We start from the raw sequence: 22,237 nt of genomic DNA, 5'->3' as shown, positions 1-22,237 counted from the left end.
CCGACAATCGCATTTTGTTCACAGCGAACGGCTAACTTCGGGTTGCTTCCGTGCAGCGCTCTGTCTTTACTCACGCTCGATGGGCGGTCCAGACCGCCGTCCTGCTCACGCTGGGATCTGTCTTTCAGTATCCTGGCGGCTCGCGCCTCGACCACACCGCAGCGGGCTATTCATTTTCTCATAATTTTCTGAGCGACCTGGGCATGACGGTCACGTACAACGGCCGCCAGAATACGCTCGGCGCATTTCTCTTCACGGCCGGCCTGAGCATCGTCGCGATCAGCCTGGGTGGTTGCGTGGTGGGATTCACGCGCCTCTGCTCCGAGTCACCCGGCACGCGCCGGCTATCGCGCGCCGCCCTGGGCGCCGCCCTCGTCGTGTGCGCGGCATTTCTTGGCGTCGCGCTGACGCCGGAGAATCGCGGGCTGGACCTGCACATCAGCTTCGTGCTGCTCGCGTTTCGCACGTTCCCCTTGGTGACGCTGCTGCTCGCGCTCGCATCGCGGTACTCGCGAACGGTGCCGCCACGCGTGTCGATAGCCTGGGCGACGCTCACGGCGATTCTCGTCGGCTATCTCGTGCTCATCGGCTGGGGACCGACGACGGGCACACCGGAAGGACTCATCCTTCAGGTGTCGGCGCAGAAAGTCGTGGCGCTGTTGGCGGTGTTGATCTTCGTCTACCTGAGCCTCGAGGTAGATCGCGCACTCGCCGCGAAGCGCGACGAACGCGTCCCGTCACCCGCGCATTCGACGATCCGGTTCAGCAGCCGGCAGCGGTAGAGTCGGCGCGCAGACACCGCGCGAGGAATCCTCCGACGCGCCGCTCGTACTCGCGCGGCGCGAAGAGGTGAAGGTCCTCGTGCCCCGCACCGTCCACGGCCCAGAACGACTTGCGCGGTGGCGCCGCCGCAAAGAGCGACTGCGCTTCGTTGATCGGCGTGTACGGATCGATCGTTCCCGAGATGAGCAGCAGCGGCCCCTGGATGCGTCCGATGCGCGAGATCGGTTGCAGCTCCGACTCAGACACACCGACTTCAGCGCCGAGCACACTAATCAGCGGTGACGCGAACAGTCGGCCGACCGCGGCGAGCGGTCCGAACCACGTCGCAAGCCGGTCGCTCACGGCATCGCGAATCGTCGGATACACTGACTCGAGCACGAACGCATTCGCGTCGAGCGGCTCGGGCCCAAGTAGCGACGCGGCGCCGCCCATCGACACGCCGATCACGCCGACGCGCTCGTCGGGCGCCATTTCGCGCAGATAGTTCATCGCCGCTTCGGCATCGAGACTCTCGCGCGCGCCGAAGGTGATGTGCTTGCCTGGCGATTCACCGTGCGCTTGAAAGTCCGGCGCGAGTACGGTGAACCCTTCGGCGTGAAGAAATTCCGCTCTGCCGAGCATGGCCTCGCGGTTCGCGCCGACACCGTGCAGCAGCAGCACTGCGCCCGCGCCGGGGCGTCCGCGCGACAGCCATGCGTGAATGAGACTGCCCGATGCGCTCGTGAACATCACAGTCCGCGCTTCGAGCTTGGCCGGTGCGGGCGCAATGTGCGCGCGCGCCGGGCTGGCCATCATGCAGCCCTCGGCCGCGAGCGACGCTGCCATCAGCAGTACGAGCGAGAGGCGAGTTCTCGAGGGTGACATGTCCACACGCTACGGGTTCTGTTCGTCATAGGGCAAGACGCTCGCCGCGTTCGACCTGCGGGGCGCAAAGACGGCGGGAGAGGCGGGCCGGCTGTCGCCGCGGGACCAGGCAATGTTGCCAAAACTGCCTGGCAACATTGCCTCGGCTCCCGCTCTGACACCCGGCCCGCCTCTCCCTTCTTTGTGCGCGCTCGAAACGGCGATGGCGTCAGCGCTTCGCGTACGGCCGCGCTGGGCGCGTGAACCGAATCTCCACCTGCGTGCCCACGCGCGTGAGGTAGCGCAGCAGCGTCTCCAGTGAGAACCGTTCGAGTCGCTGCGCGCGCAGGTCCGCGACGCGGAATCGATCGGTGCCAAGCATGACGCCCATGTCGTCGCCATTCCAGCCCTCGACGAGTCGCGCGAGCTCGGCGCCAGCGATGCGTTTGAGCTCGGGAATCGGATCGTCGGTGCGCATAGCGCACGATGCGCGAGTTCGTCCATGCGCGCGCCACCGAATTGCTGCGCGCGTGAGTGATTCGTCGCGTGCGGTCCCGGCGGGGCGAGTGTAGCCTCACGTCCGCGCAACCGCGCGAGGGGGTACAGTGTCCGGAGCGGGAGCCGAGGCAATGTTGCCAGGCAGTTTTGGCAACATTGCCTGGTCCCGCGGAGGACACTGTACTCCCTCGCGCCGCAGTTACCGAAAGATCAGGTAACGGAGCTCCGCGCGCTCTTCCGACTCGCCCTCCGCGCGCCTAACTTCGCGCCCGTGACGACGCCGCTGTCGCTGTTCGATCAACTCCACGACAATCTCAAGGCTAGCTACACCCTCGAGCGCGAGCTCGGCGGGGGTGGCATGTCGCGCGTCTTCCTCGCCGACGAAAAAGCCCTCGGCCGCCGCGTTGTCGTAAAGCTGCTCCTTCCGGAGCTCGCGGCCGGCGTGAGCGCGGACCGCTTCGCGCGCGAAGTTCGCCTCGCAGCGCAGCTCCAGCAGGCCAACATCGTGCCCGTGCTGAGCGCCGGCGAGGCAGCGGGACTGCCGTACTACACGATGCCGTTCATTACCGGGCAGTCGTTGCGCACGCTGCTCGAAACGGAGTCACGCGTCGGTATCGCGCAGACGATCGGCATCGCCAGCGACGTCGCCAAAGCACTCGCCTACGCGCACGGCCAGGGCGTCGTGCACCGCGACATCAAGCCGGAGAACATTCTCCTCTCCGCGGGCACGGCGGTCGTCACGGACTTTGGCATCGCGAAGGCGATCAGCGCGTCGCGCACACTCGCGCCGTTCGAGACGCTGACGCAAGTCGGCACGTCGCTCGGGACGCCCGCCTATATGGCGCCCGAGCAAGCGATGGGCGATCCAACCACCGACCATCGCGCCGACATCTACGCGCTCGGCGTCACGATCTACGAGATGCTCGCCGGCGGTCGACCATTCCAAGCGTCGTCGCTCCACGAGCTCGTTCGCGCTCACGTGACGCAGGATCCAGCGCCGGTCGCGACGCATCGGCCGGACGTTCCGGCCCCGCTCGCCGAGCTGGTGATGCGGTGCCTCGCCAAGTCGCCCGATGCGCGGCCGCAATCGGCGAGCGAAATCGTCGACCTGCTGTCGCGCGTTTCTACCACATCAGCTCCAATCCCTGTCGCCGCTCCCAGGTCCGGCGGCAAGGCACGTCGCGTTGCCGCTATTGCAGTTGGACTCGCCGTGCTCGCGGCAGGCGGAGTGGTCGCGACCAAACTCCTCTCGAATCGCGGCACCGCCGACGCGAACGACGCACTAGATACTGCTAGAATACTCATCGCCGCACCCGTGGCCTCTGGCGGTAACGCGTCGCTCACCGCGCTCGCCGCACTGTCGACCGATGCGCTCACCCGTGGGCTCGGCACCGTTGCGTCGATTCGCCACGTCGAAACGGCGGCTGGGCTGGACGATGCCGCGGCGCTCAAGCGCGCGCGCGCTGCATCGAGTGGAACGCTGCTCACCGCCACCGTCGCAGCGATCGGACGCGACAGCGCGCGCTTCCGGTTTCAGGTCACGAGTACGGCGACGGGTGAGCAGGTTCGTACCATTCCGATCGACGTTGCGTTGACGACGAATGATGACGGGATGCGAGTCGCGCTCGATCCGGTCCTGTCGACGCTCACCCTCGCGAGCAGCCCGTCGATGGGAGCCGCGACGCTGCCGCTCGGCGCGCCACCAAAGTTCGAGGCCGCGCGCGAGCTCGCGACGGCAATCGATATAGGCCGGGGTAGCGATTCGGCGAGTCGCGACGCGGCCCGCGATCACTATACGCGCGCCGTGCTACTCGATACTGCGTTCGCCGATGCACAAATCTGGCGCGCGCATTTCATCCAATTCAACTTTCCCGTCTCTTACTCGGCGCAGTCCCGAACGATCGGAGACAGCGTCATCCACAACGTCTCGGGCAAGCTCGATCGGCTGACGCCGTTCGAACGCTCGTACTATGACCTCGTCGTCGCCCTCCACCTTGGGCGGGTGCCCGACCAGATCGCGGCGCTGCGTCGGATGCGCGCCGTCGCGCCGCAGGTGCCCGCGGTCGCGACGCTTCCACAGATGCTGCTCGATCAGAACCGTCCGCACGAGGCGTTGGAAGTGCTCGGTTCATTGCCGCCTGCGCGCGACCGCGAGGGCCGTCCCGTTCCGCCGAACGACGACATCAGTCGCTGGCGCCTCATCGCCGCGATCGAACACGCGCTTGGCGACCACGCCCGCGAGGTCGAGGCGGCGAATGCCATTCGCCGTCTCGCGCCGGACGACATTGCTTCTGTGCGCATACAGCTCATCGCCGCGGCGTGGAGCGGCGACTCGGCGCACATAGAGGACCTCCTGGCCGCCGCGCGCTCCATGCCGCGCCACGTCGCGACGTATCAGTTCTACGGTGACCTCGAATTGCAGGCTGGCCAGGAACTCATCGCCCATGGCCACCGCGCGCTCGGCCGACAGCTCGAGTTGGGCGCGATCGCTTGGCTGGATTCGCGCCTACCAAGCGAGGTCGATCTGCTGATCCAGTTCCGACGGGCTCTCGCTCACCACGCCGTGCACGACGAGGCAAAGGCCGCTGAAGCGCTCGCGCCGCTCCTTCGGTACGACAGCACGTCGATCCTCTACATCGGCCTCGCCGGACGCATCGCTGCCGTGCGCGGCGATACCGTCGAGGCCGAGCGACGCGCAAGCCAACTCGCCGCGAGAGACGGGCGCGGACTTCAAGGCACGCACACCCAGGAGCGCGCGCTCATCGCGGCCGATCTCGGTCGCAAGGCGGAGGCGGTCTCGCTGCTCGAGCAGACGTTCGCCGAAGGGATCGGCTGGAACGTCTGGTGGCGGCTGCACTGGTTTACAGATCTCGAATCGCTCTGGGGCTACGAGCCATTCGAGCAGCTGATCAAGCCGAAGGGCTGACTCGCGTTCGTTGGCCGCGTCGGGGGCTGGACGGCCCCGGGCGATGCGGCCCGGGTGTCGCCGCGGGACCAGGCAATGTTGCCGATACTGCCTGGGCAACATTGCCTCGGCTCCCGCTCTGACACCCGGACCACCTCGCCCTCATCGTGTTGCCGTGCGCGACGGACTACGGCGTGCGTTCAGTTGGCGCGCACTTTCGTGCGCGCGCCCAAACGCGAGGGGCGCTGTACCCAAAGCGAAGCCGAGGCCAGTTTGCCAGGCCGTTCCGGCGCCCATGCCTGATCCCGCATTCACACTGTGCCCGCGCGCGTCGCTCTTACCCGAGACGCGCCGTTGCGGCGCGAGCTCGCAATCGTGGCCCGCGCAAGACGCGCGAGGAGGCACAGTGTCCAGAGCGGGAGCAGAGGCAATGTGCCAGGTCGTTCCGGCAACATTGCCTGGTCCCGCGAAGGATACTGTGCCCCCTCGCGCCGCTTTTTTTGCGACTACTTCGACTTGCTCTTCGACTTGGCCTTGGCCGGCGTAAACCGTCCGAGCTGGTCGTGATTCTCATCCTCGCCGAACTGGAAGCCGGCATCACCGCTGCCGCTCACGCGCTCAACGCGGAACGTCTGCTTGAACGTCTGACCGTTCACAACGAGCGTCACGAGATAGTCGCCCGTGTTCGCCGTCGTCGGACCAGCAACACCGGCGGCACCACCACCGCCGCCGCCGCCGCGTCCACCGACAGGTGCCGGCGGATTCATTCCAATCAATGACCAGATGCGACCAACCGGATCGAGCGTCGCGTCGCCTGTGGCACCAGCCTGACCACGACCACCACGGCCACCGCGTCCCGCGGCTGCAGCCGCAGGTGCAGGCGGCGGCGCAATCGGAGGTGCGCCTGCCGAGTCGGCGCCGAATCCGCCGGCGCCACCACCTCTACGACCACCCGCGGCTTCAGCCGGACGCGCGCAGAACGTCTCCCACTGCGTCGTCGGGTGATCGCACGCCTGACCACCAGCGCCACCGCGACCTCCACCGCCGCCGCCACCACCACCCCGACCGCCGCGGCCACCGCCCGCGGCGCCGGCAGGATTCACCATCGCCGCGACCTGGCCGCGTACGGTACGAATAGCCGTCGTGTCGAAACCGGCCTTCGTTAGAGAATCCAAAACAGCCGGGGCACGCTCGCGAAGGAGAATGCTATCGCGACGCTGCGACGGCGTCTGTTCCACCACTCGGCGCGGCGCCGGGCCCTGGAAATTCCAGTTCACATGGTGCACACCAACCGCACCCGGACCGGTGAGATTCGCGAGCGTGTCGCCCGCGGCGTCGCTGACAATCACGCGCGCGCCACCAGCGGAGGCAGACGCGAGCCGATACACGATGTCCGCGCCATACGGCGGATTCGCGTACGTCATGACGGCCTGGCCATAACCGTTGCCCGGAAGTCCGAGCTGCGGACCTTCGCCCCACTGGAACGCCGTCTTCGGCTGGAAGAGATATGTGCCAGCCGCATAGGTCTTCGGCGTCATCTGCTCCAGCGCTGCGATGTCGACGATCCAGAGACTGCGGCCGTGCGTCGCCGCAATCAACTCGTGGTCGCGCGGATGGATCTGTAGATCGAAGACCGGAACCGTCGGGAAGTTGTTCGCGAACTTGTTCCACGTACGGCCACGGTCGATCGACGCGTACACGGTGCGTGAACTGCCGACGAACAGCAGATCGCGATTATGAGGATCCTCACGAATCACGTGGAGGTAATCGGCCGGACTCGACTTCGGCAGATTGTTGACGATCGACCGGAAGGTGCGACCGCCGTCGTCCGTCGCGAACAGGTACGGCGTGAAGTCGTTCCAGCGATGGTTCTCGAACGCCACGTAGAACGACAGCGTATCGAAGTGGCTTGGCTCGAGGCGAACGACATACGCATCGTTTGGAACACCCAGCGCGGCAAACTTGGGCGTGAGGTTCTCCCACGTTGCGCCATCGGTGTGCGTCATCCAGACGTTGCCGTTATCGGTCCCCGCGAGCAGAAGGCCCGGCTTGACCGGCGACTCCTGCAGCGCCACGACTGTTCCGTACGCTTCGGCACCGGTGAGATCGAGGGTGATACCGCCCGTGTACTTCTCGACGGTATCGATGCGTGCGAGACGCGCGCGTTCCTGTGCCGGATCCGATTTGACTGACAGATCAGGCGAAATCGGATAGAGATCCTCGCCACGCTTTTGAGATTTCAAAACGCGGCTGCCGCCGAGGTAGAAGACCTGCGGGTTGTGCGGTGAGAGGAAGTAGGGCGACTCCCAGTTGTACCGAATCTGGACGTCGGCCGAGTCCTTCTTCTGTTGCGCACGGAGGACGTCGATGCGCGCCTGCATCTCCTTCGTCGCGGGCTTGAGCGGATCGCCGCGCACGATGGCGATCGAATCCTCCCAGTCGCGATAGCGTGCGTTCCACGACGGCTTGTTCACGCGGCCGCGCTCGCCCGTCTTGAGATTCGTCTGCTGAATGCCGGCGTTCTGCGACTCGCCCCACACCATGTTGGGGTCGGTCGGATCCTGCGCCGTGTAGAAGCCGTCGCCGCCCGAGATCGTGAACCACTGGTTGTTGTTCGCGGGCGTGTTGCGGCGTTTGCTCGGTCCGCACCATGCACCGTTATCCTGTGCGCCGGAGCAAATGTTGTACGGCACCGCAAAGTCGAAGCTCACGTCGTAGAACTGACCGATCGGGAAGTTCATCGGGTACCAGAAATTCCCGCCCTTGTCGAACGTGATGGCGATGCCACCGTCGTTGGCCAGGAACCACCGTTCCGGGTCATTTGGATCGATCCAGATGCCGTGATCGTCGACGTGCACGCTCTGCGCGGCATTCATGGTCGTCTTGCCGCCGTCGTTCGATACCTGCAATTCGGTCGACGAGAAGTAGACGCGATCAGAATTCTTGGGATCGACGCGCACCTGCGAGTAGTAGAACGGACGCGTGTCGATGTTGTTCATGTGCGACCACGTCTTGCCACCGTCCGTCGAGCGATAGAGGCCGTTGGCCGCCGGCGTGCGCGAAAACACGACGGGGCCCGGAGCGATCGACGCGGCCTCGGTCAACGCATAGACGACCTGTGGATTGCTCCGCGAGATCGCGAGGCCGATGCGTCCCTTGGGTCCTTCGGGATAGCCGTTGCCCTTGATCTCCGTCCAAGTCGTGCCGCCATCAGTAGACTTGAATAGGCCGGAACCGACGCCGCCGCTGTTGAGCGAATACGGCGTGCGATACCGCTCCCACATCGACACGTAGATCACGTCGGGATTCGAGGGATCGATCTGTACGTCGATCGCGCCCGTCTTTGGGTTCGCTCCCGCCTTGATCAGCTTCCAGGTCGCGCCGCCGTCAGTGGTCTTGTACAGGCCGCGATCGCCGCCGGCCTTCCACGCGGGCCCGAGCGCCGCCACGTACACGACGTTCGCGTTGCGCGGATCGATCTGCACTCGACCGATGTGCTGCGTCTCGCGGAGTCCCATGAAGGTCCACGTTTCGCCGCCATTGGTTGACTTGTACACGCCAGCACCCGGCTCGATAGTGTTGCGCGAGTTGGGTTCGCCGGTGCCTGCCCAGATGATGTTCGTGTCGGTCGGCGCGATCGCGAGCAGACCAGCCGACGCGATCTCTTTGTCGTCGAACAGCGGCTTCCAGCTCACACCGTTGTTCGGCGACTTCCAGATGCCGCCGGCCGCCGTGGCGACGTAAATGGTTTTCGACGGACTCGGAATGCCCTGAACGTCGGAGAGACGTCCCATGAAGTTCGACGGGCCGACGTTCCGCCACTTGAAGGCGTTGACGATCGACGTGTCGAGCGTCTGCGCCGCCGCGGGGGCGGCGCAGAGCAACGCAACTACTACCAGACGGGTTGGTCGCATGATGAGTGATAGAGAATTCATATACTAGAATCGATATGCTTCAACGCCGGCACGGATCGTTCGCGGCAGGCCACGGGTGACGATCAGTGGGCTCGCTGCCGTGCCCGAACCGGCGAGGTTCACCTGATACATCTTGTCAGCCAGATTCTCGACCGACACGAAGCCACTCAACCCCGGGACGATTTCGCGCTGCACGTTCGCGTCAACGACGGTGAACGGCTGCAACCACACGCCCTGCAGCGTCGTCGTCGGACCTTCGTGACGCCAAATCGCCGTCCAATCACCGAACATCGCTGTGGAATACGTTCCGCGCAGCGTCTGCTTGGGCGACGGCACGCGGTTGATGTGCGGCTTGGTGGCATCGGTCGCCGTGGCCGGAAGGCCGGACTGCTGGCGATCGTCGTCGTAGTTCACCGCGGCGCTCAGGTACAACGAGGAAACCGGGCGCAGCGCGACGTACGCCTCGCCGCCCTGGCTGCGCGACTTGTTGACGTTCAGTCGCGTGCGGCAGGTGGCAATGGTACCACAGATGCTCGACGACGGCGTCGACGTTGCCGTGAGGCTGGTCGGGACGTTGAAGTTGTTGTAATCGGCGACGTAGTACGTGCCCTTCACCTGCAGCCAGCCAATCGGCTGCCAATCAAAGCCCGCTTCGCGTCCCTCGGCGTTCTCCGACTTGAGGTACGGATTCGGAATCGTGATCGACGTCGAGCTCACCTGCTTGCGATACAGCTCGGCGAGGTTTGGAGCGCGGAACGCGCGATAGTACGCCGCGTGGAACGACAGCGACGAGAAGGCCTGGTACCGAATGCCGGCACGCGGTGAGAAGGCATTCTTGCTGCTGTCACCGTAGACGGTGCTGTTGTACACGGTCGACGGCGGGGTGTTGTCGACCGAGTGACCGTCGTTGTTCTCCCAGCGATCACCGCGCGCGCTGAGTTCGATGCGCAGCGGAGTCCACGGAGCAAGAATCGCCTGAACGAAAATGCCGCTCAGGCTCTGGCTGCCGCCCGACGACACAGTGCGCGCCAGCGTGTGGCAGGTCGCCGAGTTCACGTTCGCGGCGCAACCAGCGGTGTTGAAATCGACCTCGTTGTAGTCGCCCTGATAGTGACGGAAATCTCCGCCGACGCTGAACGACTCGAGCATGCCGATGTTGTTCTTCGTCCAGATCGCCGAACCGCCCCAATCGTGGCTCGGAATCACCGCGGTCAAGCTCGAATCCTCCAGCGCGCGCGTTGCCGCCGAGCGGAACGCGGCCGAACGCTGCGATTCAATCTGTCGGCCATCCCACGCACGAACGCTCAAGATGCCCGTGGAGCCTTCGCCGTAATTGAGGCCAAGGCTCACGTCGCGCTGATCGCGATTGGCGTAGGCGAGCGGAGTGCCGAGCGATCGCGAATCGCCAAACCAGTGACCGCCCACGAACGCCGAGAGACGCGACGACGGCGCGTAGTTGAGTCGCGCAAAGCCGTTGCGCTGGATGATCTGCGACACGTTGTCGATCGAGCCGGCAATCGGCGAATCGATCAAGTTGTAGCCGCCACCGTCCTGGTAATCGCCGGAGACGTTGGCCGTCAGCGCACCGAAGAGCGGAATGCCCGCGCCAATGTACGTGTGACGCGAGCTGCGGCTGCCGCCGTCGATCTGCGCGTCGATGGCGCCAGGCGCCAACGGGCGTGTGAAGTACGAAATGAGGCCGCCCATCGCGCCGTTGCCGTACAAGCTCGACGTGCCGCCTTCCACGACTTCGACGTGATCGAGCATGGCCTTGGGCACGCGACCCCAGTCGATCCACTCGCCCCAGGCATCGTTGATCGGGATGCCGTCGGCGAGAACCGCGGTGCGGCCTTCGTCGACACCGCGAATCGAGACGATCTGCGCGGTACCGCCAACCAAGCTGCTCGTGCGCGGCAGCTCGACCGCGGGAATTTCGCGCAGGAGATCCTGCGATTCGCGCGCCGGGCTCTGTCGAACCTGTTCGGGCGTGAGAACATTGACGGTCGACGCCACCTTCGCGGCATCATCCTGCGTGCGCGTCGCCGAAACGACGACGCTCGAGAGCATCAGCGATCCGTCCTTGAGCGACATGTCGAGCGTCACTGAACCGCCGGCAGGCACCGTAACGGTGCTGCTGTCGGACTTCCGACCGATGGCGCTCGCGGTGACGACATACCGGCCGGCCGGCAGGTCGCGCAGCGTGTATCCGCCGCGTTGATCGGTGATCGCCACGCGTTCTGGCGTGAGGACGGCAAGGCGGGCGCCGATGATCGGGGAATGCGTCCGCGAATCGGTGACGGTACCGCGCACGTCGCCGCCGCGAACCTGAGCGGCCGCGCCAGACGTTCCGAGAACCGTGGCGAGTGCCGCCAGAACAGCTGCCGATACCGTGTGGCGCGCGCCGCGCGTTATTGGTGACATCATGTAGGCATCTAAGGGAATGGAGGAAGCTCGCGGCCACGACGGCGCGGCCACGATACTACGACGAGTACGCGCTGCTCTGCTAGTTTGTTCGACGTGGCGCTCCCGCTCTCGGCACCCCGTGTTCGCGTTGACGATCTCTCAAAGCGCTTCGGCCGGTTCTGGGCCCTGCGCGGTGCCCGATTTTCCGTCAATTCGAACGAGATTTTGGGCCTGATCGGCCCAAACGGGTCAGGCAAGACCACTCTATTTCGCTGCCTGGCGGGCCTTACGCCCGCCGATGCGGGGTCAGTGTCGATCGACGGCGTGCCGGTGGCGCCGGCCGGGCGCAAAGCGCACATGTACTTCGTGCCCGACGGCATTCGCCCGTGGCCCGACCAAACGGTCGACTGGGTTCTCCAGTTCTCGGCTGGCATTCACGGCACCGCCACCGCGGCCATCCGCGAAGTCGCCAAGGTCTTAGCCCTCGAGCCGCTCCTCGGCGAGCCGCTCGGCCGCCTGTCCAAGGGCGAGCATCGCCGGGTACTCACCGCGATCGGGCTACTGACGCCCCAGCCACTGCTCCTGCTCGACGAGCCGTTCGACGGCCTGGATCTTCGTCAGACCCGCGAAATGATGGACGTGCTGCGCGGCCATGCCGCCGCGGGTCGGACGCTCTTTCTCTCGATTCACCAACTCGCCGACGCCGCCCGGATCTGCGATCGATTCGTGCTGCTCAGCGGCGGCCGCGTCGCTGGCGAGGGTACGCTCGACGAGCTGCGCGACACGGCTCGCGTGACAGCGGGTGGCCTCGAGGAGGTGTTTCTTGCCCTCACCTAGGCCGACGGGATTCGTCTGGCTCGTGAGAAACGAAATGCGAGAGCTGGCCGCGTCGCGGTCGTACTGGCTGCTACTCCTCGTCGTGGGCCTGCTCGTTGGCCACGCGTTCATGACGTCGACCGAGTTGTATGCCGAGGCGAGTGGAATTGCCGGGGGCGGATCGGCGTTGGCGCAGGGACTCAGGCCCCTCGAAGGGGTCGTTGTTCCGACGTTCGGCGCCTACGACCTGGCAGCGACGCTGCTCTTCCCGTTCGTCGTCATTCGGCTCCTCGCGTCAGAACGGCAGACGGGCGCGCTGACGTTGACGCTCCAGATGCCGCCGTCACTCGGCGCCGCGGTTCTCGCCAAGGGAATCGTGCTATTCGTGTCCTGGGTGTTGGCGATGCTCGCCGGCGTGGCGGCGCTGGTCGTTTGGCGCGGCATGGGCGGCCATCTGTACGCGCCGGAGACCTGGACCGTGCTCCTGGGCTACATGCTCCGCGGCGCGTTGACGATCGGCATCGCGTCGGCGGCGGCGGCCATTTCCGCGAGCGCGGCGAGTGCGGCTATCGTCGCGCTCACGATCACGCTCGGGACGTGGGCGCTCGAGTATGTCGGCGCGGCGCGCGGTGGCGCGATTGGGGCGGCGGCCGAGTACACGCCGTCGGCCGCACTGCGCGTGTTCGAGCACGGCGAGTTCCGGGCGTCGACGGTGCTCGTGTTGGCAATACTCGCCGTGGGAGGGCTCGTCATCGCGGCGATTGGCCTCGACGAGCGGCGCACCCTGCGATCCAGAGCGACACGTGGAGTCGCGGCGCTCGTGAGCGTGCTGCTGCTCTGCGTCGGCGCGGGACAGATTCGCGCGAGCGGCGACGTGAGCGAGGACCGTCGCAACTCGTTCCCGCGTGCCGACGAACGTGCGCTGCGCTCGATCGCGGCGCCGCTGCACGTCACCGTGTACCTGGCGGCCGAAGATCCGCGCCTCGTCGATCTCGAGCGCGACGTGCTGTCGAAACTCCGCCGCACGATGCAGTCGGTCGACGTGACGTATGCCGCGGGCAGTCGGAGCGGGCTGTTCGAGCGCCCGAGCGATCACTATGGTGAAGTGTGGTATGAGCTGAATGGACGTCGGGAGATGACACGATCGGGCACGCAGGAAATCGTGCTCGAAACGATCTATCGCTTGGCTGGCATTCCGACGCCGAACGAAACGACGACTGCTGCGTATTCGGGATATCCGCTGCGCGCGCGGTCGGCGGCAGCACCGTGGGTGTTTTTCGTGCTCTGGCCGCTGCTGGTTGCCGGAGCTTGGTTTGCGGTGCGACGACCACGATTACGTCGAGTGAGTATTTAAATGAGGATATTGGCAATGAACACACGAAGGATTGCGAGATATGCCGGCGGGGCACTCGTCGCGGCGAGCGCGCTTGCGCTGCCGGCGCGCGCCCAGGGCGCCGGAAAGCCAGTGAGTTTTGCGAGCGAAAAGGTCGGCGGTGAGCCAAAGACTTTCGCGCCAGTCGTCGGCAGTTGGGTGATCTCAAAGGACGCCGGCAAGAACGTGCTCTTCATCGACGGCCGAGTATGGAAGCGCGGCCAGCCGGCTGGCGGTCTCGCCGACAAGGCCCGCGAGCTGTACGGTGCGCGCAACGAAGAGTTCATCGAGAGCGTTAAGGCGTTCGCCTACTATCCGATTGCCGTCTACAAGGGCGTAGACAACTTCGAGAATGGCGACATCTCGGTGCGCTTCCAGATGGTCGGTGGTACACTCGATCGCTGCGCAGGCATTCTGTTCAACGTCAAACCGAACGGTGACTACCTCACGGTTCGATACAACGGCACCGAGGACAACGTCGTGCTGTGGACGTTCAACAAGGGCGTCCGAAAGTTCGTGAATCGCGCCCCGACCCTCGTGCCGCTCGAGCTGGGCACCTGGCATACCCTCAAGATCAGCATCCACGGCACATCGCTGAAGTCATGGCTCGACGGTCAGCCGATGCACGATTTCACGCTGTCAGAGCCCGTATCTGGAAAAGTCGGCGTCTGGTCGAAGACGGACAGCATGATCGAGTTTGACGATTTCACCGTAACGCCGGCGGCCAAATGAAACCGCGAATGAACCTTGGCATCGTCATCGCCGCGGCGTTCGTCGCCAGGGCTGTCGTTGCGCCGACCACGGTCCACGCACAGCGTGCTGCCGCGAGTTGCGCGTGGAAGCCGGGCGACGCGTGGGTAAAGCGTCAGGCCGAGTTCTTCGACGACTCGAAGCACGATTGGTCCGACGATACGCTGCGCACAGCGCTGCTCGCTGCCGCCGGCATCTCGGCGCCACTCAAAGCTCCCGTACAATTCGGCGTCGAGATCGAAGGCCGCGACGCCAAGCTCGGCACCACTGCCGACGTCATGCGCGATCGTCTCAAACAACTCGCAGCAACGCGCGGCTCGGTGTGGCCCACTCGCAGTGTTGTCGGTGCCGCGGGCGTGCACGCGGTCTATCTGCTCACGCAACTCGACACAGGACTCGCACGTGCCGCGCTGCACCGAATGATGGAAGCCGGACCTGCCGAGTCTCCAGCCGCAGACGTGGCGACGTTCGAAGATCACCTGCGGCTCATCTGGGGACGAAAGCAGATCTACGGCACACAGTTCAAGCTCGACGCTAGCGGGAAGATCGCCCTTGCGCCGATGGAAGATTCGACCCACGCCGATCTGCGACGCGAAGACGCAGGTCTGCCGCCGTTCGCCGTTGGACTTTGCATCGCGAAGCGCAAATGAACGTCAGATTCTGGCGACAGTGGCACCGTTGGATTGGATTTCCCGCCGCCATTTTCTTGTTTTTCGCCGCAGTCACGGGCGTTCTCGTTGCCGGAACGGAGTTCTTCGGCGAAGACGAAGCGCTTCGTGAAGCGACACGCGATCTCGTGAGCCCGGTGAAGGTGTCGTCAGCGGCGAACGCGTGGTCGGATCCGATCGCGCGAGCGCTCACGACGGCCAACGGCGTTGTGCCTGGCGCGCCCATCGACAAGATCGAAACACAGTTCAAGGGCGATCACCCGACTGTCACGATCTTTACCGGCAAGCCGACGGGCGGCGAAGATCGCAAGCTCGTGTTCGATGCAAACTCGGGCGCGCTGGTAAAGAACGAGGCCTACGCCGACAAGCCGTTCCTGTATCGCCTGCACAGCGGAGAGGCGTTCGGCGACGGCGGCCTGGTGGTGGCAATGTTTTGGGGAATCGCGCTGGCGATCCTCTCCGCCACCGGCTTGACGATCTACTTCACAATGCGCGGCAAGCGCGAGCTGACCGGAATCAAGAAGGTCTTCTGGTAGCTCGCGCCTGACCGGCGCTATTTGGGAATCGTGATTTCGCTTTGCTTCGCTGCACGAAGCTTGGCGTTCAGTGCCGGAAGCGCGGTGGTGCGGATGACGTTCCAGCGCGCAACGAGCTTTGCCTGGCTCTGTAGTGCAGCGCGCACTGCGGCCGTGGCTTGAGTCGTCGGCTCGACGTCGGCGTCTTCCAACAGGGTCATGAGCGTTTGCAGCTCGCCGGACACCGACGCGAACGTCGGGCCGGCGGCGCCTGCGCCACCGCGACCGCGCCCACCACCGCCGCCGCGACGTCCGCCGCCCGGAGCACCCTGACCAGCTACGGCAACGATGCTGTCGTCAACGGCGCGAATTGCGGCGACGAGCGCTGGGTCGCTCGCGGCACGATCGCGCGCTGCACTGAGCTGACCGCGAATCTCAGTCGATTGCGCGACAGCAGCCGAATCGAAGGCAACGCCGTCGAACAGTGAAACTGCGAGTGCGTGCTCCTGCGCGATCGCCGCGGCCGGCGTTTTGACACGCGGGTCCATGCGAATCGTGAGCGTTTGCGAATACGACTTTCCACCGATGTTGAGACGAACGGTGTATTGCCCCGGAACGGCCCACGGACCACGTGGCTCGCGCGGGGTGTCGTGTGGCACGGCCGAGATGGGATAGTTGCCCGGCTGGCTACTCGTACCGGCGGGCGGCGCGTAGTGCAGATCCCAAACGAAGCGATGGAATCCCTGAGCGGCCGACAACACCTGCGTTGGACGAATCCAGTAGCGCGGCGTGTTACCGATATCCGTTGGTGCCATGGACGTATCGCGACTCGAGTAGCGTCGAATCACCCGCCCACCCGTTTCGACGATCTCGAGCGTCGCGTCGCCGGTCGTACTGTTTCCGACGTAATAATCGATGATTGCGCCGTCAGGCGGATTCTGCCCAGCCGGCTCGTCTGGCGGCACCGGCGTGTCTGGATACTTGCTCCAACGAAATCGATATGCCGATGCAGGCTTGAACAGCGTCGCGGGAGCGGACGCGGTGGCCGGCGAGATCTGACGGAGCGCGGCGATGTCATCGAGAATGTAGAACGAACGGCCGTGTGTGCCGAGCGCGATGTCGTCATCCTTGATGATGAGATCGCGAATCGATGTGGCGGGCATGTTGAGGCGCAGCGAGGACCAGTGATCGCCATCGTCGAATGAGACCCAGACTTCATCTTCGGATCCCGCGAAGAGCAAGCCTTTTCGCTTTGGATCTTCGCGCACGACGTTGATGACCGCGCCGTCGGCAATGCCGTTCGTGATCTGCGTCCAGGTTTTGCCGCCATCGTGCGTGCGATAGATGTGCGGACGGAAATCGTCGAGGCGCATGGTGTTCACGGCCGCATACGCAGTGCGCGCGTCGAAGCGGCCGGCGTCCATGATCGAGATCTTGCTCCACGGACGTGCCTTCAGATCTGGCGGCGTGACATCGGTCCAGTGTTCGCCGCCATCGGTCGTGGTCTGAATGAGGCCGTCATCGGTGCCTGCCCAGATTCGTTGGATATCGACGTACGACGGCGCCACGGTGTACACCACACCGCCGTGCCGCGCGCGGGCCGCGGGCGTGTTGGCATAGGCGCCAACGTTGGCCGGAACGATCGAGTCCGTGCGCGTGAGATCAGGACTGATCTGGGTCCAACTCTTTCCGCCGTTGAGCGTTTTCCAAACGACGTTTTCAGCGAAGAACAGCGCGTGCGGATCGACGGTCGAAAACACGAGAGGCGCGGTGCGCACCGATCGAAACCCTGGCGCTCCTCGGCCGGCATGCGGACCGACCTGCTGCACCTGGCCAGTACGGCGGTCGTAGCGCGTTACCTTGCCGCCGTAGACGATGTTGGGATCGAGCGGATCGGGCGCCGCGTAGCCGTACTCCTCGACGCCGGCGGGATGCCAATTCCAATCGAAGATCCGGCCATCATCGCCACGACTGTCGACACATGCTGATCCGGACTCCTGCTGGCCGCTGCATAGCCGATACGGAAACGCGTTGTCCGCCGCGACGTGATAGAACGCAGCCGTCGGCTGATTCATCCACGAACTCCAGGTCATTCCGCCGTTGACCGTGACGATCGCGCCCTGATCGCTCGCGATGATCATGGTGCGCGGATCGATCGGATTGATCCAGATGCGATGGTAGTCGTCGCCGCCTGGCGCTCCGCGGAACGCGTTGAACGTTTTTCCTCCATCGGTGGACTTCCACGTCACGACGCTCGCGGTGTACACCACGTCAGGATTCTTCGGATCGACCTTTACTTCGGCAAAGTCCGACTCGCGCGTGGCGACGCGCATGTCCGTCGTGGCGCGATACCAGTGCTCGCCGGCGTCGTCCGAGCGATACAACCCATCGCCGCGCGCCGAGTTTACCGTCGCGAACATGCGGCTGGGGAGACTCGGGGCAATCGTGATTCCGATGCGTCCAAGGCCGTCCTGCTCGAAGTTCGGCAAGCCTTCAGCGAGCCGTTTCCACGTCGCGCCGCCGTCAGTCGACTTGAACAGCCCGCTGCCGGGCCCAGAAAATTGGCCGTTCTCCCACGGCCCCTGCCGCGACTCCCACAGCGCGCAGTAGACGATGTCGGGATTGACGGGATCGAGCACGACGTCGATTGCACCGGTATTCTCGTCCTTATATAAGACTTTCTGAAACGTCGCTCCGCCGTCGTTCGACCGGAACAACCCACGCTCGGCGTTCGGTCCGTACGGATGCCCCATGACAGCGACCCAGAGCCGGTTCGGGTCGCGCGGATCGACTGCCATCTGCGGGATCTGCTGGCCGTCGCGAAGCCCCAGGTGCGTCCACGTCTTGCCGGCGTCGGTCGACTTGTAGATACCGTCGCCCGTCGAGAGGTCGGGCCGCTGCAGGCCTTCGCCGCTCCCGACGTAAATGATGTTCGGGTTGGACGGCGCGATCGCGATCGCGCCGATCGACCCGCTTGGCTGCGAATCGAAGATTGGATTCCACGTTCGACCGTAGTCGTCGGTCTTCCACACGCCGCCGTCGACGGCACCGATGTAGAACACGTTTGGCTGATCGGGAATTCCGACCGCCGCCTTGGTTCGACTCGCGCGGAACGGTCCGATCATGCGCCAGCGCAGTTCGGAGTACATCGACGGGTCGATGCGTTGCGCGCGCGCCGCTCCGGGCGCGAGTGCGAGGGCGGCCAAGAGCACGATCAATCGGTGGCGCGTCATCATGATCTGGTTCGAGGGGCGTGTCGTTGCGTTGCTTGCCAAGTTTACGCATTCCGTGCTGCCGACGCTCGGGCTTGTCGCGCGTGTCACGGCGTATCGCACCGCGGAGAGAGGCGGCCTGGGTGTCGCCGCGGGACCGAGGCAATGTTGCCGATACTGCCTGGGCAACATTGCCTCGGCTCCCGCTCTGACACCCAGGCCGCCTCTCCCCGCCACGCTACCTCTGGACGGGTTGCTGCGCGCTCGTCCCTCAGCGTTGGTGAGTCGCGCCGAACTTCCCGCCTACGGAGGTGCGCGCGCTACAGCCGGGCGCAGGTCGAGCGCTCCGTTCACGCCGACGCGCGCCATGCGTCGCGGGCTCCGCGGGTAAGTTCCGCGCGAGGAGGGGCGGTGTCCGAAGCGGGAGCCGAGGCAATGTTGCCAGGCAGTTTTGGCAACATTGCCTGGTCCCGCGGAGGATACCGCCCCTCCTCGCGCGGCGCTCTTACCGGACGCGATCTCGCGAGCATCTTTACGCTGAGACCCTCACCCGTGTCGCGCACATGCTTCGTTCGATCGCCGCAGCTCTCACCTTGACCGTCGCGTCCATGGCTCAAGCGCAGAATCCACCCGCGGCTGGCGCTCCGCGGCCAACGCCGATGGTACTCACGATCAGCGGCTGGCCTGACGGCGCGCAGATTCCCGCCAAGTTCACGCAGGCCGGCGACCAGACGTCGCCCGAGCTCAAATGGACGAACGTTCCTGCGGGAACGGTGAGCTTCGTCATCAACATGCTCGACCCCGACGTCTCGATTCAGCGCGGAACGGAGACGCAGCCGCACTGGATCGTCTGGAATATCCCCGGGTCAGCGACCGGAATGCCCGAAGGCGTGAAGCCCGGCGCCGATTTGCCCGACGGGTCGCATCAGATCAGCGCGTCGGGACCGCAGTATCGCGGACCGGGCGCCGCGGCGAATGGGCCGCTGCATCACTACACCTTCGAGGTGTACGCGCTCGACACAAAGATCGACGTCACGGCGTCCACCGGAGCGACGCCAGTCGACGCCGCCGTCGCAACACGTACCGCGGTACTGAAGGCGATCCAGGGACACGTGCTGGGCAAGGCGGTGTATGTCGGACTGTTCCGCCGGCCGCAGTAAGACGAAAACGCGCGCGCCAGCCTAGCGCGCGGTGAGGCCTCCAGCGATTGCGCCGAGCAACAGCGGGCCGACGTGCGCGATCGCGAAGACGAATGCACCGAATCCGGCGAGCGCGCCAATGAGGGGCATCGCCGACAGAAACGTGGTCAGCACGAACGACAGGACGCCAAAGACGATCGCCGGAAGAAAGACCGCCGTGACGGCGTTGCCGAAACTGCCGGCGATGCGCCCCCCGACGAATCCGGCGACCAATGGGCCAATGACCGGGATCCAGAAGAGCAGCAGATCGAGCAGGAACATCCAGCCAATCGCGGCAGCGATGCTTCCCTGTTTCGCGGTCGTCGAGTTTGCCACGACGTACTCCGATGATGATTCAGTGTGCCAAAAGAGCAACGTCCGTTCCGATCACTGCCTTCGAGCGGTAGTGCCCTTACGCTGAGCCGCGCGAGGTGGCACAGTGTCCGGAGCGGGAGCCGAGGCAATGTTGCCAGGCAGTTCCGGCAACATTGCCTGGTCCCGCGGAGGGCATTGTGCCACCTCGCGCCGTAGTTCGGACCGCAGTTACCGCTGGAAACAATGAACGTGCGGAAGTCGTAAGCAGAGGCAGCCACTTTGATCGGGAGAACGCGCATGAATTCGAGACGCTTCGTTGGCGGCCTGTTCCGTTTCGGGCTCGTTCTCCTCGCGTGCTTCGTCGTCATCCGTCACTTCGGCTTTGGACGCTCGTCGAAGTCGAGCGTAAGCCACGTGCGTGTCGAAACCCAAGCGCCGCCGCCCAGCGATTCGCTCGGACCTGGTGACATTCGGATCTACAACGCCGACAGTTCGGTGGATCTCGTCCTGATGGGCGACAAGATTCTCGCCGGACTCTCGGCGAAAACGATCGCCACCGTGAAGAGCGCGCTCGACTCGTCGGCGAAGAACGACACGAGCGGGCTTGGCGCGAGCATCAGCCAGATCGTGAAGAAGAGTGTTGCCGGCGCGATCGGGACACACGCAGCCTTCCCGATCGCTGACATCCGCGACATTCGCTACGAGAACGAGGAGATCGTCTTCGAGTGGACCGACGGCAAGCCGCACCGGCTCTTTGGCAACACCAAGGTCAACGGCAAGGGCAACGACAACAACACGTCCAAGACCTTTCGTGAAGAAGACGCTCAGCGTTTCATCAAGGCCGTGAAGGCGCGCCAGGCGCAACTTCCTTCGCGGACCGCGTCGCAGTAGCGCGTACGCGCTACCGCTCGTGATGACCGCGCATCATCTCCCACGCCGTCGCTAGCTGATCGGGCGTCGGCACCGAGAACGCTTCACGATCGTCGTCGTGCTGCGCTTTGCGATCGGCGTCGCTCACCATCGGCATACGCATCATCATCATCGCGCGCGGCGGTCCGTTGCCATCGCGTGACGTCTCGACGCGGTCGTGCATCGTCTTCATCGACGAATCCATGCGCGCATGCATCGCCTTCTGACGCGCCTCTGAACGCCGAGCAATCGCCGCGAGCTTGGTGACCTGCGCGTCACTCAGCTGCAGATCGCCCGTGTGCGCGAGAAACATTTCGGCGACGTTCATTCCCATCCCCATGCCGCGCATTCCGCCCATGCCCATGCCGTCGCGCATCATCATTGGGCCCATCGCGCCTCTCGCCATGACCATGCTTCGCACTTCCATGCGACGCTCGGCCGGCATTGGCGTGGCTTCTCGGCGCGGCGCTGGCGGCGGCGCGGCTGGTGCTGGGTTCTGTCCGCTAGCAACACAGGGAGCGGACACGACGAGCGACAGAGCGCTCAACAGTTTGATACATCTCACAACACAACCTCCGTTGACGCGCAAAAAGGCATCGCGCGTGCCCGGAGGCAGTCGAGAGTTCGACTAGACGCTGACTCGACTCAGTCAGCGATTCGTGTGTCTAAATCGCCGTTAAGAAAGTCCGCGGCCCGGTCGTCCCAGGCGTGCGTCGCACTCCATCCGGAGCCCGGCGGAAAGTTGCTGCGACAATATCCGCGCTTACTCGCGAAGTCGAACGCCGCGTGCGGATAGCGATTCAACAGCAATACGACGCGCTGTTGATCGGGCGACCACACGAGTTCCACGTCGTACGGCGCGTGCACGTCGAGCATACCGATTGGACGTGTGAACAATTCGCTCACGTTGTACACGCACACCGAGTCGACAATCGAGTTGTCGCCGAGTCGTGTATCGAGGCCGTAGAAGTACGCGACTTTGCCGTCGTCTTCGAAGACTGCGCCGAATGGCGTGCGATCGGCAAACGCCTCGACGACTGTGGGATTTCCCAGATGCAGCGTCTGACCCATGGCCACCCTCCGCGGCCGCGAGTTTCGCGAGCGCCCTCGGGCGGGGGCGCCCTATTGCTAGGCAGCAATCATGGCGGGAGGCCCT

17 protein-coding genes are annotated in these 22,237 nt (G+C 64.8%); 9 read left to right on the top strand and 8 right to left on the bottom strand.

Translation table 11 applies throughout. The annotated features are described in order from the left end of the window. The first annotated feature begins 50 nt into the window (after nt 1-50). Nucleotides 51-782, top strand: coding sequence for a hypothetical protein (locus AC6H4Z_RS05655; RefSeq protein ID WP_497545763.1), 732 nt, complete (start codon nt 51-53; stop codon nt 780-782). Here AC6H4Z_RS05655 and AC6H4Z_RS05650 read toward each other — a convergent pair. After that, nucleotides 763-1,647: an alpha/beta hydrolase gene (locus AC6H4Z_RS05650; protein WP_497545762.1), complete on the bottom strand. Its 885-nt coding sequence runs from the start codon at nt 1,645-1,647 to the stop codon at nt 763-765. The two genes, AC6H4Z_RS05655 and AC6H4Z_RS05650, sit on opposite strands and share 20 nt — an antisense overlap. A gap of 208 nt (nt 1,648-1,855) precedes the next feature. After that, complete coding sequence (locus AC6H4Z_RS05645) at nt 1,856-2,104, bottom strand: XRE family transcriptional regulator (RefSeq protein WP_497545761.1); 249 nt, start codon at nt 2,102-2,104, stop codon at nt 1,856-1,858. 291 nt (nt 2,105-2,395) lie between these two features. On the opposite strand from AC6H4Z_RS05645, the gene AC6H4Z_RS05640 reads away from it, so the two are divergent. Further along, nucleotides 2,396-5,050, top strand: coding sequence for a serine/threonine-protein kinase (locus AC6H4Z_RS05640; RefSeq protein ID WP_497545760.1), 2,655 nt, complete (start codon nt 2,396-2,398; stop codon nt 5,048-5,050). A gap of 485 nt (nt 5,051-5,535) precedes the next feature. Here the strand turns inward: AC6H4Z_RS05640 and AC6H4Z_RS05635 are convergent, their stop codons facing one another. Both AC6H4Z_RS05635 and AC6H4Z_RS05630 read right to left on the bottom strand, forming a co-directional pair. After that, complete coding sequence (locus tag AC6H4Z_RS05635; protein WP_497545759.1) at nt 5,536-8,964, bottom strand: VPS10 domain-containing protein; 3,429 nt, start codon at nt 8,962-8,964, stop codon at nt 5,536-5,538. Between the two features lie 3 nt (nt 8,965-8,967). Further along, nucleotides 8,968-11,367, bottom strand: coding sequence for a TonB-dependent receptor (locus tag AC6H4Z_RS05630; RefSeq protein ID WP_497545758.1), 2,400 nt, complete (start codon nt 11,365-11,367; stop codon nt 8,968-8,970). Between the two features lie 93 nt (nt 11,368-11,460). Here AC6H4Z_RS05630 and AC6H4Z_RS05625 point away from each other — a divergent pair, with 93 nt between their 5' ends. From AC6H4Z_RS05625 to AC6H4Z_RS05605, 5 genes are read left to right on the top strand one after another with little or no spacing between them, the layout of a single operon-like run. After that, nucleotides 11,461-12,183: an ABC transporter ATP-binding protein gene (locus AC6H4Z_RS05625; protein WP_497545757.1), complete on the top strand. Its 723-nt coding sequence runs from the start codon at nt 11,461-11,463 to the stop codon at nt 12,181-12,183. Further along, a complete protein-coding gene (locus AC6H4Z_RS05620; protein WP_497545756.1) occupies nt 12,170-13,516 on the top strand; it encodes an ABC transporter permease in 1,347 nt (448 codons plus the stop codon). The genes AC6H4Z_RS05625 and AC6H4Z_RS05620 overlap by 14 nt, the downstream gene beginning before the upstream one ends. A 15-nt stretch (nt 13,517-13,531) precedes the next feature. After that, nucleotides 13,532-14,266: a hypothetical protein gene (locus AC6H4Z_RS05615; protein WP_497545755.1), complete on the top strand. Its 735-nt coding sequence runs from the start codon at nt 13,532-13,534 to the stop codon at nt 14,264-14,266. Continuing rightward, nucleotides 14,263-14,934, top strand: a complete 672-nt coding sequence (locus tag AC6H4Z_RS05610; protein ID WP_497545754.1) for a DUF6624 domain-containing protein — start codon at nt 14,263-14,265, stop codon at nt 14,932-14,934. Before AC6H4Z_RS05615 ends, AC6H4Z_RS05610 begins: the two co-directional genes overlap by 4 nt. After that, nucleotides 14,931-15,488: a PepSY domain-containing protein gene (locus AC6H4Z_RS05605; protein ID WP_497545753.1), complete on the top strand. Its 558-nt coding sequence runs from the start codon at nt 14,931-14,933 to the stop codon at nt 15,486-15,488. Before AC6H4Z_RS05610 ends, AC6H4Z_RS05605 begins: the two co-directional genes overlap by 4 nt. Nucleotides 15,489-15,505: 17 nt before the next feature. On the opposite strand, the gene AC6H4Z_RS05600 is transcribed toward AC6H4Z_RS05605, so the two are convergent. After that, the gene (locus AC6H4Z_RS05600; protein WP_497547019.1) at nt 15,506-18,700 is read right to left on the bottom strand and encodes a WD40/YVTN/BNR-like repeat-containing protein; all 3,195 of its coding nucleotides are present in this window, start codon (nt 18,698-18,700) and stop codon (nt 15,506-15,508) included. A gap of 542 nt (nt 18,701-19,242) precedes the next feature. Here AC6H4Z_RS05600 and AC6H4Z_RS05595 point away from each other — a divergent pair. Next, entirely contained in the window at nt 19,243-19,839 is a 597-nt protein-coding gene (locus tag AC6H4Z_RS05595; protein WP_497545752.1) for a YbhB/YbcL family Raf kinase inhibitor-like protein, read from the top strand. 21 nt (nt 19,840-19,860) lie between these two features. Here AC6H4Z_RS05595 and AC6H4Z_RS05590 read toward each other — a convergent pair whose 3' ends face one another. Continuing rightward, complete coding sequence (locus AC6H4Z_RS05590) at nt 19,861-20,193, bottom strand: hypothetical protein (RefSeq protein ID WP_497545751.1); 333 nt, start codon at nt 20,191-20,193, stop codon at nt 19,861-19,863. 276 nt (nt 20,194-20,469) lie between these two features. Between AC6H4Z_RS05590 and AC6H4Z_RS05585 the strand changes: the two genes are divergently transcribed. Continuing rightward, nucleotides 20,470-21,063, top strand: a complete 594-nt coding sequence (locus AC6H4Z_RS05585; RefSeq protein WP_497545750.1) for a hypothetical protein — start codon at nt 20,470-20,472, stop codon at nt 21,061-21,063. Between the two features lie 10 nt (nt 21,064-21,073). Here the strand turns inward: AC6H4Z_RS05585 and AC6H4Z_RS05580 are convergent, their stop codons facing one another. After that, nucleotides 21,074-21,646: a hypothetical protein gene (locus AC6H4Z_RS05580; protein ID WP_497545749.1), complete on the bottom strand. Its 573-nt coding sequence runs from the start codon at nt 21,644-21,646 to the stop codon at nt 21,074-21,076. A gap of 80 nt (nt 21,647-21,726) precedes the next feature. Further along, nucleotides 21,727-22,152, bottom strand: coding sequence for a DUF2251 domain-containing protein (locus AC6H4Z_RS05575; RefSeq protein ID WP_497545748.1), 426 nt, complete (start codon nt 22,150-22,152; stop codon nt 21,727-21,729). Nucleotides 22,153-22,237: the final 85 nt, after the last annotated feature.

It is taken from the genome of Leucogemmata humicola (assembly GCF_055379415.1).
The sequence above is the reverse complement of the archived record's forward strand: the minus strand, read 5'-3'. Positions and strand labels throughout refer to the sequence as shown.

Bases quoted from the DNA above. Each gene is read 5' to 3' on its own strand.
- AC6H4Z_RS05650 (WP_497545762.1), bottom strand. From the start codon at position 1,647: ATGTCACCCTCGAGAACTCGCCTCTCGCTCGTACTGCTGATGGCAGCG.
- AC6H4Z_RS05645 (WP_497545761.1), bottom strand. From the start codon at position 2,104: ATGCGCACCGACGATCCGATTCCCGAGCTCAAACGCATCGCTGGCGCC.
- AC6H4Z_RS05635 (WP_497545759.1), bottom strand. From the start codon at position 8,964: ATGAATTCTCTATCACTCATCATGCGACCAACCCGTCTGGTAGTAGTT.
- AC6H4Z_RS05630 (WP_497545758.1), bottom strand. From the start codon at position 11,367: ATGATGTCACCAATAACGCGCGGCGCGCGCCACACGGTATCGGCAGCT.
- AC6H4Z_RS05615 (WP_497545755.1), top strand. From the start codon at position 13,532: ATGAACACACGAAGGATTGCGAGATATGCCGGCGGGGCACTCGTCGCG.
- AC6H4Z_RS05610 (WP_497545754.1), top strand. From the start codon at position 14,263: ATGAAACCGCGAATGAACCTTGGCATCGTCATCGCCGCGGCGTTCGTC.
- AC6H4Z_RS05605 (WP_497545753.1), top strand. From the start codon at position 14,931: ATGAACGTCAGATTCTGGCGACAGTGGCACCGTTGGATTGGATTTCCC.
- AC6H4Z_RS05600 (WP_497547019.1), bottom strand. From the start codon at position 18,700: ATGACGCGCCACCGATTGATCGTGCTCTTGGCCGCCCTCGCACTCGCG.
- AC6H4Z_RS05595 (WP_497545752.1), top strand. From the start codon at position 19,243: ATGCTTCGTTCGATCGCCGCAGCTCTCACCTTGACCGTCGCGTCCATG.
- AC6H4Z_RS05585 (WP_497545750.1), top strand. From the start codon at position 20,470: ATGAATTCGAGACGCTTCGTTGGCGGCCTGTTCCGTTTCGGGCTCGTT.
- AC6H4Z_RS05575 (WP_497545748.1), bottom strand. From the start codon at position 22,152: ATGGGTCAGACGCTGCATCTGGGAAATCCCACAGTCGTCGAGGCGTTT.